Origin of the sequence: Prevotella pectinovora, assembly GCF_041323955.1 — a bacterium.
GTDB lineage: Bacteria > Bacteroidota > Bacteroidia > Bacteroidales > Bacteroidaceae > Prevotella > Prevotella pectinovora.
The window spans coordinates 815,556-832,507 of record NZ_JBGLIV010000001.1; the positions used below are offsets into that span (position 1 = coordinate 815,556).

Annotated in this window: 16 protein-coding genes, 4 tRNA genes and 1 rRNA gene; 16 read left to right on the top strand and 5 right to left on the bottom strand. The window is 44.0% G+C overall.

Annotated features, from left to right (window positions below):
• Positions 1-33 precede the first annotated feature (33 nt).
• A 5S ribosomal RNA gene (rrf, locus tag ACDC99_RS03240) occupies positions 34-146 on the top strand.
• Positions 147-571: 425 nt separating this feature from the next.
• On the opposite strand, the gene ACDC99_RS03245 is transcribed toward rrf, so the two are convergent.
• Both ACDC99_RS03245 and ACDC99_RS03250 read right to left on the bottom strand, forming a co-directional pair.
• Positions 572-1,510, bottom strand: a complete 939-nt coding sequence (locus tag ACDC99_RS03245) for a ribose-phosphate pyrophosphokinase (RefSeq protein WP_022315555.1) — start codon at positions 1,508-1,510, stop codon at positions 572-574.
• Between the two features lie 51 nt (positions 1,511-1,561).
• Positions 1,562-2,170, bottom strand: coding sequence for a hypothetical protein (locus ACDC99_RS03250; protein ID WP_022315556.1), 609 nt, complete (start codon positions 2,168-2,170; stop codon positions 1,562-1,564).
• Positions 2,171-2,287: 117 nt separating this feature from the next.
• Here ACDC99_RS03250 and nspC point away from each other — a divergent pair, with 117 nt between their 5' ends.
• From nspC to ACDC99_RS03315, 13 genes are all read left to right on the top strand, one after another.
• Positions 2,288-3,469 carry a carboxynorspermidine decarboxylase gene (nspC, locus tag ACDC99_RS03255; protein WP_370755814.1) on the top strand — a complete coding sequence of 394 codons (1,182 nt, stop codon included), beginning with the start codon at positions 2,288-2,290 and terminating at the stop codon, positions 3,467-3,469.
• Positions 3,470-3,609: 140 nt separating this feature from the next.
• A tRNA-Gly gene (locus tag ACDC99_RS03260) sits at positions 3,610-3,682 on the top strand.
• A 26-nt stretch (positions 3,683-3,708) separates the two neighbouring features.
• Positions 3,709-3,790 (top strand) — tRNA-Leu (locus ACDC99_RS03265).
• Positions 3,791-3,815: 25 nt separating this feature from the next.
• Positions 3,816-3,899: transfer RNA gene (locus tag ACDC99_RS03270), tRNA-Leu, on the top strand.
• A 22-nt stretch (positions 3,900-3,921) separates the two neighbouring features.
• Positions 3,922-3,994: transfer RNA gene (locus ACDC99_RS03275), tRNA-Gly, on the top strand.
• Positions 3,995-4,027: 33 nt separating this feature from the next.
• Positions 4,028-4,582: a hypothetical protein gene (locus ACDC99_RS03280; RefSeq protein WP_044064652.1), complete on the top strand. Its 555-nt coding sequence runs from the start codon at positions 4,028-4,030 to the stop codon at positions 4,580-4,582.
• Between the two features lie 53 nt (positions 4,583-4,635).
• Positions 4,636-5,058 carry a single-stranded DNA-binding protein gene (locus ACDC99_RS03285; protein WP_042519904.1) on the top strand — a complete coding sequence of 141 codons (423 nt, stop codon included), beginning with the start codon at positions 4,636-4,638 and terminating at the stop codon, positions 5,056-5,058.
• A gap of 68 nt (positions 5,059-5,126) precedes the next feature.
• Positions 5,127-6,470 (top strand): gliding motility-associated protein GldE, encoded by a 1,344-nt coding sequence (gene gldE / locus ACDC99_RS03290; protein WP_044064637.1) that lies wholly within the window; start codon positions 5,127-5,129, stop codon positions 6,468-6,470.
• A gap of 15 nt (positions 6,471-6,485) precedes the next feature.
• Positions 6,486-7,109 carry a 4'-phosphopantetheinyl transferase family protein gene (locus tag ACDC99_RS03295; RefSeq protein WP_022317094.1) on the top strand — a complete coding sequence of 208 codons (624 nt, stop codon included), beginning with the start codon at positions 6,486-6,488 and terminating at the stop codon, positions 7,107-7,109.
• An 80-nt stretch (positions 7,110-7,189) separates the two neighbouring features.
• On the top strand, positions 7,190-7,594 hold the full coding sequence (gene mce, locus ACDC99_RS03300) for a methylmalonyl-CoA epimerase (RefSeq protein WP_022317093.1): 405 nt from the start codon (positions 7,190-7,192) through the stop codon (positions 7,592-7,594).
• Between the two features lie 39 nt (positions 7,595-7,633).
• Complete coding sequence (locus tag ACDC99_RS03305; RefSeq protein ID WP_022317092.1) at positions 7,634-9,187, top strand: acyl-CoA carboxylase subunit beta; 1,554 nt, start codon at positions 7,634-7,636, stop codon at positions 9,185-9,187.
• Positions 9,188-9,256: 69 nt separating this feature from the next.
• Complete coding sequence (locus ACDC99_RS03310) at positions 9,257-9,421, top strand: hypothetical protein (RefSeq protein ID WP_022317091.1); 165 nt, start codon at positions 9,257-9,259, stop codon at positions 9,419-9,421.
• Between the two features lie 10 nt (positions 9,422-9,431).
• Positions 9,432-9,863 (top strand): acyl-CoA carboxylase biotin carboxyl carrier protein subunit, encoded by a 432-nt coding sequence (locus tag ACDC99_RS03315; protein WP_022317090.1) that lies wholly within the window; start codon positions 9,432-9,434, stop codon positions 9,861-9,863.
• 94 nt (positions 9,864-9,957) lie between these two features.
• On the opposite strand, the gene ACDC99_RS03320 is transcribed toward ACDC99_RS03315, so the two are convergent.
• On the bottom strand, positions 9,958-12,483 hold the full coding sequence (locus ACDC99_RS03320) for a DEAD/DEAH box helicase (RefSeq protein WP_370755818.1): 2,526 nt from the start codon (positions 12,481-12,483) through the stop codon (positions 9,958-9,960).
• 607 nt (positions 12,484-13,090) lie between these two features.
• On the opposite strand from ACDC99_RS03320, the gene ACDC99_RS03325 reads away from it, so the two are divergent.
• Complete coding sequence (locus tag ACDC99_RS03325; RefSeq protein WP_022317088.1) at positions 13,091-13,441, top strand: hypothetical protein; 351 nt, start codon at positions 13,091-13,093, stop codon at positions 13,439-13,441.
• A 246-nt stretch (positions 13,442-13,687) separates the two neighbouring features.
• Here the strand turns inward: ACDC99_RS03325 and ACDC99_RS03330 are convergent, their stop codons facing one another.
• Positions 13,688-14,452 carry a TIGR02757 family protein gene (locus tag ACDC99_RS03330; protein WP_022317087.1) on the bottom strand — a complete coding sequence of 255 codons (765 nt, stop codon included), beginning with the start codon at positions 14,450-14,452 and terminating at the stop codon, positions 13,688-13,690.
• Between the two features lie 178 nt (positions 14,453-14,630).
• Between ACDC99_RS03330 and ACDC99_RS03335 the strand changes: the two genes are divergently transcribed.
• Positions 14,631-14,960: a T9SS type A sorting domain-containing protein gene (locus ACDC99_RS03335; RefSeq protein ID WP_022317086.1), complete on the top strand. Its 330-nt coding sequence runs from the start codon at positions 14,631-14,633 to the stop codon at positions 14,958-14,960.
• Between the two features lie 257 nt (positions 14,961-15,217).
• On the opposite strand, the gene ACDC99_RS03340 is transcribed toward ACDC99_RS03335, so the two are convergent.
• Positions 15,218-16,909: a glycoside hydrolase family 10 protein gene (locus tag ACDC99_RS03340; RefSeq protein WP_022317084.1), complete on the bottom strand. Its 1,692-nt coding sequence runs from the start codon at positions 16,907-16,909 to the stop codon at positions 15,218-15,220.
• Between the last annotated feature and the right edge of the window lie 43 nt (positions 16,910-16,952).

A 16,952-nucleotide genomic window follows, 5' to 3' on the forward strand; every position in this document is an offset into this window, starting at 1 on the left:
ATATGTCTGTAACTATAACGCATGTCCCCCATATCAGGTGGCGACAGCGGCGGGGTTCCACCTCTTCCCATTCCGAACAGAGAAGTTAAGCCCGCTTGCGCCGATGGTACTGCAATGCAATGTGGGAGAGTAGGTAACCGCCTTTTTTCACTTTAAAGCTTGAATCCTCCGGAAGAGCAATCCTCCGGAGGATTTTTTTTGCGTCTGTACGCATCAGAGGTTTTCTTGGTCCTCATGCAGCTTTATGTCTGTTTTCATCAGGCGATAATTGAATTGTCCAGACAATTACCAGATGGTTTTTGCATGCAGAAACAGACGGAAGTGACTGAATTATAGACACTTCCGAATATGGGACCAGATGGTTGACGGTTTTATTGAATTTTGATTACAAGCTGATGTGTTTTTCGTATATTTAGTATGCAGCCTTCAGTTTTAAAATTATTTGTAATAATTCAACCGTATTTTTTGTTTTTCTGATATGCTTTATCAGGCTTTATTAATTATTTGTACTAATAATAATCCCCTATAGCAATATACTATAGGGGATAAGAAGTTATATTGTTTTTATACTTTATACCAAATATTGATCACTGATACTTTCGTTGTTGATAACTCTAGTGATTGTTTCAGCAAACATGTCAGCAACTGAGAGCTGCTTTACTTTAGCACAACGCTGTGAGTATGGTATTGAGTCGGTGAATACAATTTCCTCAAGTGCAGAATCCTGAACGCGCTCACTTGCAGGTCCACTCATTACACAGTGTGATGCACAAGCTCTGACGCTCTTGGCACCTGCTTGCTTCATGATATCTGCAGCTTTTGTAATAGTTCCTGCTGTGTCCACCATGTCGTCGATTATAATTACGTTCTTGTCTTTAACTTCACCGATAATCTGCATGCTTTCTACAACGTTTGCTCTTGCACGTGTCTTGTTGCACAGAACCAGAGGGCAGCCGAGATATTTAGCATAAGTGTTAGCTCTTTTACTTCCACCTACATCAGGAGAGGCAATTACCATATCCTTAAGGTGTAGGCTCTGGAGATATGGGAGAATTACACCTGAAGCATAGAGGTGGTCTACTGGTACATCAAAGAATCCCTGAATCTGGTCAGCATGGAGATCCATTGTTATCAGCCTGTCAATTCCTGCAACGCTGAGCAAGTCTGCAACAAGTTTGGCACCGATGCTTACACGTGGCTTGTCTTTTCTGTCTTGTCTTGCCCATCCGAAATAAGGAATTACAGCATTGATGGTCTTTGCTGAAGCACGCTTGGCAGCATCAATCATCAATAACAGCTCCATCAAGTTGTCAGAGTTTGGAAAAGTGCTTTGAACGAGAAATACGTCGCGACCGCGGATTGACTCCTCATATGACACTGCAAATTCTCCGTCAGAGAATTTCGTGATGAGAAGATTTCCAAGTGGACATTTTAAGCTTTGGCAGATTTTCTCTGCCAGGTACCTTGAATTTGTACCTGAGAACACCATGAAAGAGTTTTTATCACTCATTTTATTATTTATTTTGTTAGTTATGTTATTTTTCTTTTTTTAGATTTATGATTAAGATGTGGCTTTATGCAATTTTTCGAAATGCGCCATAAGCCTTTTATAGTCGATCTCTTTGTGGATGTCGAAACGGTTCCACAAATCATTGCAAATAACTACGCCTCCGAATCCTAATTCTTTTGCAATCTTAATATTATCTAAGTTCGTTTCACCGTAGGCATATATCCTTTTGTCTATGAATCCATTGCTTGATGCTGATTCTAGTTCTTTCAGCGACAATCCATCGCAGGTTCTGATGTCTGGATTGTCTTGGAAGTTGCATTTCAGAAACAGATATTCTGATTTTTTCTTGAAATCCTTTATTTGTGACAATTCCGTACATGTCCTGCTATATTTACCTTTATAGTCGTAGGGTAATTGTTCCGAAGGGGAATCAATATGTATCTTGCCAAGGCCGTACTCATTCTTAAGGTAGTAATGGTCATGAACGGTTATCTTACGGTAATAATTTTCAGGCAAGAGTGACAGCAAGCGCTCCGAGTACATAGGGGTGGATTGTGGCTTGTATAAATGTAAGTCGTCCATCCCCTCCTCAAAGAGAGTGGTCAATATCTTGTCCTCTTCCACAAAAAAAGTGGGCTTTGTCATTATAACAAGCTTCATTGCGTTTTTACTTTAGTGTTGCAAAAGTATGAATTTTATCCTAATAATACAATTTTGCAACTATAAAACTTTATCTTTGCACTATATTTTTGATTTTTAATTGATGTGTAAGATAAAATGGATAAGAAAATCGACGTTTTAGAAGGTTTGAACAAACCGATGTTTGTTGTTGAGGAAAGACTTTTGCGCAGGAATCTGTCTTTGATAAAGTCTGTTGCTGACAGGGCTGGAGTAGAGATCATTTTGGCTTTCAAAGCATTCGCACTTTGGAAAACATTCCCGATTTTCAGGGAATACATTAATTCTACGACTGCCAGTTCTTATGCCGAGGCGAGGTTGGCTTATGAGGAGTTTGGCGCTCCTGCCCACACTTATTCTCCTGCTTATACAGATTATGAAATTGAAGATATTGCCAGAATGTCAAGTCATCTTACTTTCAACAGCTTGTCGCAATTTGGGCGCTTTGCAAAACTTGCAAAGGATACTAATCCAGGGCTGAGCATTGGATTGAGGGTTAATCCGGAATATTCGGAAATAGAAACGGAGCTTTATAATCCTTGTGCCAAAGGTTCCAGATTTGGTGTGCTGGCTTCAGATCTTCCAGATGTACTTCCTGAATTTATCGAGGGCTTCCACTGTCATTGTCATTGTGAGAGTGGCGCTGATGTGTTTGTACGCACATTGGAGCATATTGAGGGGAAATTCTCAAAATGGTTCGGTCAGATCAAATGGATAAATTTTGGTGGAGGTCATTTGATGACGAGAAAAGATTATGACGTAGAATTGTTGATTGATACATTGAAAAGTTTCAGAAAGCGTTATCCGCATCTGAAAGTTGTGATGGAACCTGGTAGTGCTTTTGCGTGGCAGACCGGACCGTTGGTTGCCCAAATTGTGGATGTCGTGGAGAATTTTGGCATAAAGACGGCAATTCTTAATGTTAGTTTTACTTGCCATATGCCAGATTGCTTGGAGATGCCATACATGCCGGTAGTACGAGGTGCTGAAATTTTGGATGATCAGACTGCTTCAAAAAATGAGAAAATCACTTCACCTTATATATATAGGCTCGGAGGCAACAGTTGTCTTTCAGGGGATTTCATGGGAAAATGGTTGTTTGACCATGAATTGAAAATAGGCGAGAGTCTGATTTTTGAAGATATGATACATTATACTACCGTTAAAACAAACATGTTTAATGGTGTTTCTCATCCTTCGATCGCAATTCTGAAAGAAAATGGTGAATTTCAAATTTTGCGCGAATTTGGCTATGAAGACTATAAAAATAGGATGAATTAGCCTAAATATGTAAAAATATCAGCAAAAATCCACTTTTTTTAGAAAAAAACATGGAAATATTTGGAGGTTATTCAAAAACTCCTTACCTTTGCAACCGCATTTAGAGAAATGCACATTACAACAATAAAGTAATGGAAAAAGCGGAAATAGCTCAGTTGGTAGAGCACAACCTTGCCAAGGTTGGGGTCGCGGGTCCGAGTCCCGTTTTCCGCTCGACATTTTGAATAGCGCATTTTAAAGCCCAGGTGGCGGAATTGGTAGACGCGCACGTTTCAGGTGCGTGTGTTTCACAACGTGCAGGTTCGAGTCCTGTTCTGGGCACTGTTATTTGAAATGGTTAAATGTTGGAGAGGTGGCGGAATTGGTAGACGCGCTACTTTGAGGGGGTAGTGTCAATTGTGACGTGGGAGTTCGAGTCTCCTCCTCTTCACATTTATTATTATATTTTTATTGCGGAAATAGCTCAGTTGGTAGAGCACAACCTTGCCAAGGTTGGGGTCGCGGGTCCGAGTCCCGTTTTCCGCTCTTTTTTTCTCTTTTGAAAAATACAGAAAGCACATGAATTTATATTTACGATACTTTGATAGAGAAACATTAGTTCATAATGTTGATGATGCGATAGACTTTTTGGCATCTATTCAGGAAATTGGTATGAATGCGGATTTGGAAGCTGACATTAGGGACTATGTTGAAAGTGATGTATTTTATCCTAAACGTTACAAGATTCGTCCAAGGGTTTATTTCATTATTATAAAAACTGAAGCTGCAACGATGCTTGACTTCAAACAGAAGAAGGCTCTGCGTTCAAATGCTGGTGCCGCGACGAGTGGTGACCAGAGGGAATTTGTTCCTACTGCTGCAACCCGCCTTTCTGAACAGAAGCAGGGGTGGTATCAGGGAACTCTTGATTTCAAGCGTGTCGTAATGATACCTGGAACGGGAAAACATGAATATCGTGATACTCATTTTGTGGCAGCTTGTAAGGCTAATTCCGGTTTGGATTGTTACAATCGTATTGTTGAGTATCTGAGAGGCCGAGTTGATAGCAGGAGCCAGTTCCCGTCTTCTAAAGGAAAGAACTTCAAGTTTACATTCCTTGGACTTTGGAAATGATCGGGTCTTTGTGTTTTGATTTATTTTATTGAATAAGTTTTAAATTTCTGTCTATGAATAAAGTGATGTTGATTGGTAATGTGGGCAAGGAACCTGATGTCAGGTATTATGACCGTGATCAGGCTGTGGCAACATTGTCTCTTGCTACTACAGAGCGTGGTTACACGTTGCAGAATGGAACTCAGGTTCCAGATAGAACTGAGTGGCATAATCTCGTCTTTTATCGGAATTTGGCAAAGGTTGTTGAAAAATATGTCCACAAGGGTGACAAGCTTTTTGTAGAAGGAAAAATACGAACTCGTTCGTATGCAGGGCAAAAGGGAGAAAAAAAATATGTGACGGAAATCTATGTTGACAATATGGAAATGTTGACGGCAAAGTCTTCTGTCCGTCCTTTGGAGGATGCAGGTGGCGCCAAAACGTCAACTGAAGATGCTGTGAAGGATGATAATGCTGAAACTGACGCGCCATTCTGATGTGCTGGCGTTGGTTGATAGAGCGTTGTTCCTTTGGGCTTTATGAAACTGATTAAATTTTAGTAAAATTGGATATATCATTTTTACAGCAGGCTTTTGAGGAGGTTTCCTTTAATACCCCTACGTTAGGGGTGGTAATTGCTTCTTTACTTGCTGTTGTCTTATTAGGCGCTTCTGCCTTTGCAAGCGGTTCTGAGATAGCGTTTTTTAGTCTTACTCCTTCGGATCTCAATGAAATGGATACGGAGAAGAATCCGAAAGATTTGGGGATAGACAAGCTCCGTAAGGACAGTGAGCGTACGCTTGCCACGATATTGGTGACAAACAATTTCGTGAATGTAACCATCATTATGCTTTGCAACTATGTTTTTGGGTCGTTGATTGATTTTGGCAACGCCTATTGGTTGCAGTTCGTTTGCATAACAGTACTTTTGACTTTTCTGTTGCTTCTTTTCGGTGAGATAATGCCTAAGGTCTTTGCTCGTCAGAATGCATTGCAGTTCTGCCGTCATGCCGTGGGTGGTGTCTTGGTGGCAAGAAAGATGTTCTGGCCGATAGAAAACATATTGTTGAGAAGTCGTGTGCTTGCCGACAGTCTTTTGCAGAAGGAAAATCATGTTCTGAGCGTTGATGAACTCGGGCAGGCTCTGGAACTCACTGACAAAGATGACATTAAGGATGAGAAGAGTATGCTTCAGGGTATCATACGTTTTGGAGACGAGACGGTGAAGGAGATCATGACAAGTCGTAAGGATGTAGTTGACATTGATATAAAGTCACCGTTCTCCAAGGTCATTAGTAGCATCGTGGATAATAACTACAGTAGGATACCGGTATATCAGGATAATACAGATAATATTCGTGGTGTTTTGTATATCAAGGATCTTCTGTTGCATATCGGAAAACCGGACAGCTTCAGGTGGCAGAGTCTCATCCGTCCACCTTATTTCGTTCCGGAGACCAAGAAAATTGATGATTTGTTGAGGGAGTTCCAGAATAACCGAATACACATTGCTATAGTGGTTGATGAATTTGGTGGAACCAGTGGCATTGTGACTCTAGAAGACGTGCTGGAGGAAATCGTAGGTGAGATTCGCGATGAATATGATGAAGATGAGAAAACCTACAGACGGATAAACAACAATACATTCATATTTGATGGCAAGACCCCCTTGAGTGATTTCTGCAGGATATTGAATGTCCCTGATGATGAATTCTCAGACGTTGAAGGTGAGGCTGATACCCTTGCTGGTCTAGTGTTGGAGATGAAGGGGGATTTCCCTAAGGTGCATGAAAAATTTGAACATTCAAACTTCGTCTTCGAGGTGTTGGATGTCAAGGAGCGCCGCATCGCCACTCTGAAGGTCATTTTGCGTGACGCTAAAGAAGTGAAAGGTGATGAAAAACAGTAATCCATAATACTGATTATGCCAAGAATTCCACTTAGTATAACAACGCCCAGTGATGTGCAAGTTGGCTTGTGGCGTATGGATGAGAGCGAGGACGAAATCCTGCATGCCAATCCTTCGCTTTATAGTCTGCTGCCAGACATCTCATCTATGAAGTCGCAGACTCGACGCCTTGAGCGCTTGGCTGTAGCAGCTTTGCTTGAGAGTATGTTTGGTCAGGCTGTACCTGTGGAACATAACGATGCCGGACGCCCGTTTCTTGACAACGGTTATGAAATCGGCATCAGTCATACCAGGGGGTATGCCGTTGTCATTGTTTCGAAAAAACATAACGTTGCTGTTGATATGGAATACATGAACGACAGGGTGATGCGGATAGCCAGACGTTTCTTGCGCGAGGATGAATCGCTGACAACAGTGAAAGAACTTCTTTTGTGCTGGTGTGCAAAAGAAACACTGTATAAGCTGCATAGCGATGACAGGCTGGCATTTCAGGAGATGCGGACGCATGGCATACGCAATGATGGAAATCTTGAGGGACGATTTACAATAGATAATTTAAAGCGCGGTATTACTGTTGAAATGTCATATCTGTCAACTCAATCTTACATATTGACAATTGCCGTAGAAAAAAAGTCTTGAATAAATGTAAAAAACGGCAAAAGATTGTGTGGTAGAAATAAAATATGTAACTTTGCAATATTAATTATAACAATAATAATATGAAAATTTCACACATCGAACATTTAGGAATAGCAGTTCCGAGCATTGAGGAAGCTCTTCCGTATTTCAAAGACGTTTTGGGACTTGAGTGCTACGCAGTAGAAGAGGTTGCGGATCAGAAGGTGAAGACAGCTTTTTTGAAGTGTGGTGAGGTTAAGCTGGAATTGCTGGAGCCGACATCTCCAGACAGTACTATCCAGAAATGGCTCGACAAGGGCAATCATGGTGTTCACCACGTTGCTTTCTGCATTGAGGATGGCGTGGCAAATGCATTGGCAGAGTGTGATGGAAAGGGAGTACGTCTTATCGACAAGGCTCCTCGTAAGGGAGCTGAGAACTTGAATATCGCTTTCTTGCATCCTAAATCAACATGCGGAATTCTCACAGAATTGTGCGAGCACTAAAAAGGTAAAGAACAGTTTTTTAATAATTATAAATTAATTATGAGTAAGCAATTAGAGAAAATCAAGCAATTGATCGCTAAGCGTGAAGAAGCTCGCTTGGGTGGCGGAGAGAAAGCTATCGAGAAGCAGCACGCTCGTGGAAAATATACAGCGCGTGAGCGTATCGACATGCTCCTTGATGAGGGCAGCTTTGAGGAGTTTGACATGTTCAAGCTTCATCGTTGTACCAATTTCGGTATGGAGAAGAAGCAGTTCCTCGGTGACGGTGTTGTAGCCGGAAGCGGAACTATCGATGGTCGTCTCGTATACATCTTCGCTCAGGACTTCACCGTAAATGGTGGATCTCTCTCAGAGACTATGGCTCAGAAGATCTGCAAGGTCATGGATATGGGTATGAAGATGGGTGCACCGGTAATCGGTATCAACGACTCCGGTGGCGCACGTATCCAGGAGGGAATCAACGCATTGGCAGGATATGCTGAGATTTTCGAGCGTAACATCCTTGCTTCAGGTGTAATTCCGCAGATTAGTGGTATCTTCGGTCCTTGTGCCGGAGGTTCTGTTTATTCTCCAGCATTGACTGACTTCACTCTTATGATGGAGAACACATCATACATGTTCTTGACTGGTCCTAAGGTTGTGAAGACTGTTACGGGTGAGGATATCGACCAGGAGCACCTAGGTGGTGCAAGCGTACACTCTACAAAGAGTGGTGTGACTCACTTCACAGCAGCTACAGAGGAAGAGGCTATGGAGATGATCAAGACACTCTTGAGCTACATTCCTTCTAACAATATGGAGGAGGCTCCACGTAAGGAGTGCACAGATCCTATCAACCGTATGGAGGATTCTCTCAACGACATCATTCCTGACGATCCTAACATGGCATACGACATGTATAAGGTTATCGGAGCAATTGTTGACAATGGCGAATTTTTTGAGGTTCAGCCTAAGTTCGCAAAGAACATCATCGTTGGTTTCGCCCGCTTCAACGGACAGAGCGTTGGTGTCGTAGCCAACCAGCCATCATGCTATGCAGGTGTACTTGACGTTAATGCAAGCCGCAAGGGTGCTCGTTTCGTTCGTTTCTGCGACGCTTTCAATATTCCAATCGTCAGCCTCGTTGACGTTCCTGGATTCTTGCCAGGTACAGGTCAGGAGTACAATGCTGTAATTCTCCACGGAGCAAAATTGCTTTATGCTTACGGAGAGGCTACAGTGCCAAAGATTACCGTTACATTGCGTAAGAGCTATGGTGGTAGCCACATCGTTATGGGTTGCAAGCAGTTGCGTACCGACCTCAACTATGCATGGCCATCAGCAGAGATTGCTGTTATGGGTGCAAGCGGTGCCGTTTCTGTGCTTTGTGCCAAGGAGGCAAAGACTCATGAGGATCCTAAGGCATTCCTTGCAGAGAAGGAAGAGGAGTACACCGAGATGTTCGCTAATCCATATCAGGCAGCCAAGTATGGCTACATTGATGATGTGATTGAGCCTCGCAACACTCGTTTCCGCATCTGCCGCGGTTTGGCTCAGCTTGCTACTAAGCGTGACAACCTGCCAGCTAAGAAGCACGGAAATATTCCTATGTAATTTGAAATCTTTATCTGCCACGGTGCTGTTATGTTTCCGTGGCGGATAATTACAAATAGAGTATATAGTATGGGAAAAACAAATAATGAGGTATATGCGGCGATAGCTTTGGCATTGCATGAGTTCAAAGGAAACAATGTGCATGACAAGGAGCCGGGCATTATCACAATCAAGGAGAGACACTCTGATTGGGAGTCTCATCTGCTGCGCATGACTAACAAACCTCAAAAATAATTACACAGAGATGAAAGAATACAAATATACTATCAATGGCAACAAGTATGATGTCCAGATTGTTGACATCGTTGAGAATATTGCCACCGTCGCTGTAAATGGCGAGAACTATAGTGTTGAGATGGAGAAGGAGCCAGAGCCTGAGAAGAAGAAGGTTGTAGTAAAGCCTGTTGCTCAGCCACAGCCTGCGGCAGAGTCTTCTTCAGCTTCTGCTGCAACAGTGAACACCAACAATGCTCTGAAGGCACCACTGCCTGGAGTAGTAAGAGAGATCAACGTTGCTGTTGGCGACGAAGTTGCTGTTGGTGATACCGTTGTCGTACTTGAGGCAATGAAGATGGCAAACAACCTTGAGGCAGAGAAGGCTGGCAAGGTGACAGCCGTTCTTGTTCAGGTCGGTGAGAGCGTGATGGAGGATACTCCACTCGTAGTAATAGAATAAGAATTCTGAAACCATAATAGAATTACTGACAATGCCGCTTTAGCCGTGATGGCTAAGGCGGCATTTCTGTAGGGTATTATAATAGTCTTGCTAATTATTGATTTGCAAATAGTTTTCCGATAAGAGTGAGGAGGTTGGTTACCGTTTCCTTACTTTCAACAGGAATTTTAATCGATGTCTCTCCTGTCTTTTCGTTTTTCTCCGTTATGGAGTCAACGAGGGCAGCAGTGGCTTCGGGAGATTTCAGAGTCTTTGCCAATCCGGAGAGGAACGATATTCCTTGCTCCACAAGTTCTTTAGGATGTGCCTTTTTGTGGGATTTGTTTGGCTCGTTGTCAAAGGTTTCGTTCATGGCAGTCTGTCTGTCGTCTGTTTCGTTTCCGTCAGACAAGTATTCTGCGTTATGCGGCATGCCTTCTGTGTTATAGTCCTCTTCAGGTGTTGTGTTGTTTTCTTTTGCGGCTTCCTCATTTTCTTCTGCTGCGACAATAGCTTCTGCCGTGGAGGTTGTGTTGTTCTCATTCTCATCCGGCGTGTTGTTTTCCTCCTCTGATACGAAGCTGCTGACAGTCTCCATAATCTTGCCGAATTTGTTGTCGTCGGCAAAGATGGAATCCTCTCCGTTGTCGAGCACTCCTTCAAACATCGATGTCTTGAACCTCAACTTGCCCACCATCGTTTCCTCGATGGAGTGGGGTGCTACAAGGTTGATGACCTGTATGTTGCTTTGTTGTCCCAACCTGTATATGCGTCCGATGCGCTGCTCAAGCACAGCCGGATTCCATGGCAGGTCGATGTTGATTATAGTGGCTGCAACCTGAAGATTCAGTCCTGTGCTTCCAGCATCGGTGGAAAGGAAAACGCGACTTTCGGCATTGTTCGTGAAGTTGTCCACCATATCCTTCCTCTTTTCCGATGGCACTCCTCCATGCAGATACTCAAAGCCTATGCCTTTCTTTCTCAGTTCCTTAGCCACAAGTCGGGTCATCCGCTCCCATTGGCTGAACACCACCACCTTTTCTCCCTCCTCGCAAACGATGTCGCTGATGAGGTTGATACATTCGTCCACCTTGGTGTCGTATCTCGTCTTCTGGTCCAGGATATAGCTGCTGTCGCATACCATTCTCATCTGTGAAAGATGGAGCAGGAGCCTGTTGCGGTCTTTCTCCGACAGGAAGTGATGCTTCTGCCATTTCATGACAAGCATTCTCACCTGGTTCTGCCATTCGGAGTGCATACCCATCTGTTCTTTCGTCATAGGCACGAAGAGGTTCTTGTCAATCCTGCTTGGCATCTGCAGCTTCACGTCCTTCTTGCGCCGTCTGATAAGAATGTCGCTCAGTTGTTTTCCTATATTGTTCAGTCCCTTGTAGCCTAATATCTTGCCAGTCTCGTCGCTCACGATATGTTCTTCCTTGAACTTGTAATACGGTGCGAGTCGGAAGTTGTCTGCAAACTCTACTATGGAATACAGTTCGTCGAGCTTGTTCTCCAACGGCGTGCCAGACAGGATGACGGCATAGTCGGATTCTATTTTCCTTGCCGCCCTCGAAATCTGTGTATTCCAGTTCTTCAACCGTTGCACCTCGTCCATGATGAGCATGTCGGTCTGTAGTTTTCCGAGAATCCTGATGTCGTTGCATGCGCTGTTGTACGACACAATCTTGTATGTCTCCTTACGGCAGTATGCCTCTTTCCTTTTCAAGTGTCCGCCTTCAATCACGTATACGTCAGCATCCGTGAATTTCTTTATTTCGCTTCTCCATTGGTATTTCAGTGAAGTGGGGCAGAGTATGAGTACAGACTCTATGAGTCCCTCTTTTCTCAGCAGTTCGGCGGTGCCGATAGCCTGAATGGTCTTGCCCAGTCCCATCTCGTCGGCGATAATAGCCTTGCCGGCTCTTGCTGCGAAGCGTATTCCCTCTTTCTGATAGGGATAAAGATTGGCATTGAGCAGAGCGTCAAGCTCTTCGTCGCCGTAAGTCGCCACGATATCCTTCCTTGCCTTTCTCGCCCTGAAGTCAAGTATGAAGTCAGTCGCATCTTTATAGCATCTGAATGTGTCGCTGATTCTCTTTGCCTGGTTCAGGAAGTCGCCGAAGGTGTAGAAGGCAGACTCCTTCAACACAGAGTCCTCGTCGAAATAATCCTTTGCCAGCTTCTCATATTCTTCCTTGTTGTCCGCTCCGATGCGTATCTTCACGCACCGTTCTTCCCTGTATGAAAGATAGACCGACGTGTATGGCGGAATCTCTCTGTGAACTCGATATTCCTTTCTCGTCCCCAGCCATTTTTTCACAGCTTCAATGTGCTTGCATGTTCCCAACCTTGATGTCTTGAAGTCCCAGCAGGAGCAATAGTTCCATTCGCTGTTAGCACCTCGGTATACCACCTTGTATTCATTTGCAGTCAGAGGATTGTCCACGAGATATTCTCCGGGGCATAGCTCATCGTCTACACAGCGTATCTTTAGCTTGGCAGGTTCAGCGATTTGTCTTCTGAGCTTCACCTGCCATTCTTCCATCGAAAGGTTGTCAGGCTTTATGATATGCGAAACCTTGGCTTTCTTCTTGCCGGTAGCTTTTCTTTTCCTTTTATCTTTATTTTCCTTTGTCGCCATATATATTTAAATGATCTTTATCGGCTTCTTAAGTCATTCCCAAATGGAAAGTTACCGAATTTCTCAAAGTCAACAAATAAGTACGTTCGGAAAACATTTCCATAATGTACGTTGTCGTTCTGAATTTCGTTGTCTCCATTATATTGTGCAAATACTTTGCAAACGAGTGCAAAGAGAGTTTACTCTCAATTTGCCGAGTGCAGCTAAGTATTTTGCAAATATAGCATAAAAATACGATTAATCGAGCGAAGTGGGGGAATCTTTCTCGCTTCCGGGCGTCAGAATTTTATCCAAAGGCTGTAATTTGTTCCGGTACTCTCCGCCAGGTACTGTAGTACTCTTACGTAAGTACTGCAGTAATTTCCGTAAGAGTACTGGCGTAAGTCATATATATACGATGCGTAAGTCATATAGATATGATACGAAAACTATAGGGTTAGACAGAATAAAAAGCGTGTTTGTTGTCTGCTTTGACTTTACCCTCAATCGGTCATTGGGGGCGGTAATGTCTTTTCCTGAATCAGAAGCTTGAATAAAAATAATATCCTTGAAGAAACATTTTAGATAGAAAAGCAGTAACTTTGTAGCACGAAAAAAATAAAAATGTATGATAACATCAAAGACAGTTCATTCCTTCCAACTCAGTCAGCAGCAAGGACACACGCTCCTTACGGCACAGGAATATCCTTGGAGCGTGTTGCAGGTGGTGCCTACTACTCCGGCTGATTTTGAGAGTACGATGGCAATTCTGAAGGAGCGGGGAATGGTGGCTCACCATGATACCGACCGCACATTCTGTATTATCCATCTGACGAGCGGCGACCATGACGGGCAACACCCCGAGCGGCATATTACTATCACCCAAGACAACCACATGCAGATTATCAATGACCTAAAGGACACGATGGCGCAGGCGGCTGTGTGGTATAAGACGAATGTTGTAGACTCTCTCTTGTGATTCGCTCTAAATAATATACATCTTTTGAATCATAACAATCGACCACATGTAGAGATATGCTAATTTTATAATTGTCGGCGCAATACAATCATTGGGTAGCCGTTTCTAAATTAATATCCCTGTATGTGAACGTGTAACGTACGTTTAATAAAGCGTACTTTCTAAAACCTGGGTATTGCATAATAGATGGATAGGAAAGTCAACGTAAATTTTACGTAAAGGATATGCTATGCCTTATCCGCTCGGTCAGGATTCATTTCCTTCGTCCACTCCCAGTCCGAATAGGGCGAAGTCGCCTTTTAGCGGGTCGTCGGGGAATATCTTGAGCATGGTGTCTGTAAGCCGGCGGGCGGTGGTCATTGATGCCGTGCGGCTCTGCAGCAGATTCATGCGTTGTGCCTCCTGCACCACATGTGTGTCGAGCGGCATGATAAGACTGCGGCGGTCTATGATGTCAGCCCACAGGCCAAGGTCTACGGGTGAGTCCGTGCGCACCATCCATCGCAGGAACATACACATCCGTTTGCAGGCCGATGATGTGTTTTTAGGGACAATCTTGCTTGCTCCATAGACAGAGAAGAAGCGGCAGATGGCGTCAACCGCCTCTAACCCCGTGGATGCATTCCTCCTTACGTATTCCTTCATGCTTCCGTATTCAGTCAGCATCGTTTGATATGCCGATAGCAGACAGCACATGTCGTGACAGGTGTACAGCCGGTAATAGCAGTCGGTGGAGTCGGGAAGACAGGTTTTCCATCCGCCGTGGCGCACCCAATGGTCAACATCACCTCTTGCGTCATCGAGCAGAAACTGTATCTTCGGAAAGAACTGTTTCCTCGATCCATAGCTAAGGCATGAAGCGATGAAAGCCATAGCTTCCCTGTTTGCCTTGCCCTCCACTTTGTGCATGAACGAACTCGGGTCGGCAGGCAGGAAATCCTTTGTCTCGTATTTCTCCGCGAGATACATAATCCTTTTTCTTGTTTCCTCTTCAATGATGAAATCAGTCATTTGTCGTGATATTGTTTATGGTTGCAAAGGTAATTATTATAATTTGTCCATGATGTCGTTGGCCATAAAAATCATTATTTGTGGGTATTTTAATCGTTGTAATGTAAAAATATGTCTTTCAGGCTTGTTTTATTTTGAAATAAATTGTATTTTTGCAGAAATTAAAACGTTATCGATTATGAGGAAGATTTATTATATCATTTTTGCCTTAGGGTTTATGAGCATGCCGGTGGTAGCCCATGCCGATCCGGCTATTGAGATAATAGAGACTGACTATGACGGCCAGAAGGGCGGCATTTCGCTTCGCGTCATATCCGACGGTAACGGTCAGACGCGATTGCGTATTACCAATGCTAATGGTCAGACTCTGTCTATCTACGACGTGTCGGGAGCTCCTGTCAAGCGGATAAAGGTTGACGGAGTGGACAAGACTTATGAGCTGAATCTCCGCAAGGGATGCTACATTGTCAAAGTGGGCAATGTGGTGCGCAAAGTTTCTGTCAGCTGACACATGACATTCTTTTGATAAGATTTTAAGATTAAGTGTAAATGGATGTAAAGCGTTGGACCTGTTTGGTAACCAACGCTTTTCCTGTATTCTGGGGCAGTATGTTTATTCTTGATAGAATGTATAAAATAAAAGTATTGACTTCTAACCCCAATCGGGCATTAGGCCGTTTTATGTAATATCTTAAACTGCTGTAATATCCATATTTCTGTTTTCAGAATTCAGCCAACGCTAACCTTCAATTATTGAATCTGCCACTATTCTAAAGTCAGTCTCTTTATGAAAGCCCAGCAGATTCTGTGCGTCTTGCCCTTCTTTGATAGAGAGCGTACGATGTACATGCCGTCAGGAATGTCTTTGACGGAAATCTCCTTGTTGTACGCTTTTGTAGTTAAAACCACCCCAGTGGCGGTTTCGAAAATCACGTACTGAGCATCGAGAGTAGACGGTTTTGAAGGCAATGCCAGTCGATTGCCGTCGTTTCTTATCAGCATGGCGTGCTGCAATCCCTCTTCGGCAGACAGGTCACAGTCGGATTGCAGAGCAGCGCTCTCCTTTCCGTATCTGTCCATTGCCGTCACGGCATAATGTCTGAACACGTTAGATTCCGGTACAGTCACTCCTGGATTCTTCACTCGCATTGCAATGATATTCCTTGAGTCAGTGATGTCGACCGGCGCTACGTCGCTGCCATATACATTATAATATATGTTGTCTCCGTCGGCAGGTTGTCTGTTCCATGAAATGTGGTCGACACCGTTTCCTTTGCTGATTCTCAGATCTGTAGGAGCCTCCGGTGCCTTATGTTCATACCATGTCATTTCAGGCACGAGGGCAGGGTAGGAATACATCTCGTTGGCAGTGAAGTCGAAAATCCCTTTAGTGTTGTCGGTGAAGAATTTGTTGCGGAACATTGCTGTTCCGATTCCCATCTGCCGGCAGACATTCATCTCCCTCGTTATGTCATCGATGGGCCAGTTGGCTTCGCGTGGCGACATGAAGTAGATTCCCAGTCCGGCGCTTACCGTCTTTCCGTGGCTTCGCTCCTTCCAGTCGGCAGCAAAGGGGAAGAAGTTGTCTCCTCTGAAATACATCATGGGGTATATCTGGTCCATCCATCCCTCTTTCATCCATTTTTCCACATCCTGACAACCTTTCTCCTCAGCGTTCCATCCCCGGCTCCTGTATCTGTTCAGGTCGTTTCGTTTGCCGATAGGCGAACAGCTCATCTTCAGCCATGGCTTCTCTGCTTTCACGGCATCGTGGATGCTTTTCACTATGTTTGAGATGTTAGCCCGAGCCTGCTGACGGGAGATGTTCAGCTTCAGGTTCTCCGGATATCTTATGTAGTCGAGGTGTATTCCGTCGATGTCGTAGTTTTTCGCTATCTCCCTGCATATGTTTGCGATATATGTCGCCGTGGCAGCCTTCTCTGGCCGCATGAACATCTCGTCGCCCACCTTCATCAGTAGTTCCGGGTGCTTCTTTTTCAGAGCTTTATATCCTGTTCCCGTTGGTCTGCCCACGGGTATGGTTACCACCCAAGCGTGAATCTCCATCCCCCTTTTATGGCATTCTTCTATGGCGAAAGCAAGAGGGTCGTAGCCAGGCGACATTCCTGGGTTCCCCGATACGCATCCGTCCCACGGCTCGTAGGCAGACGGATAAATCACGGTGCCTCTGATTCTTGTCTGCAGCAGAATAGTGTTTATGTTCGCCTTTTTCAGTTGGTCGAGCAATGCGGTGAGTTCCTGTTTTTGTTTCACTATCGTCCGTGGAGTATGAGCGTAAGTCTTGGGCCAGTCCAGTCCGCCGATTGTCGTCATCCATACCGCCCTTACCTCTCTTTTGGGTGGTATGCTGCTATAGCTGTCTGTATGAAAAATCTGCGCCATAGCCATAGTGCAGATGAATAATGTCAGTGGTATCGTAGTTAAAAGTCTTCTCATCGTTTTTTTTCTAATAATGATATTTTCTGCAAAGATAGTGCAA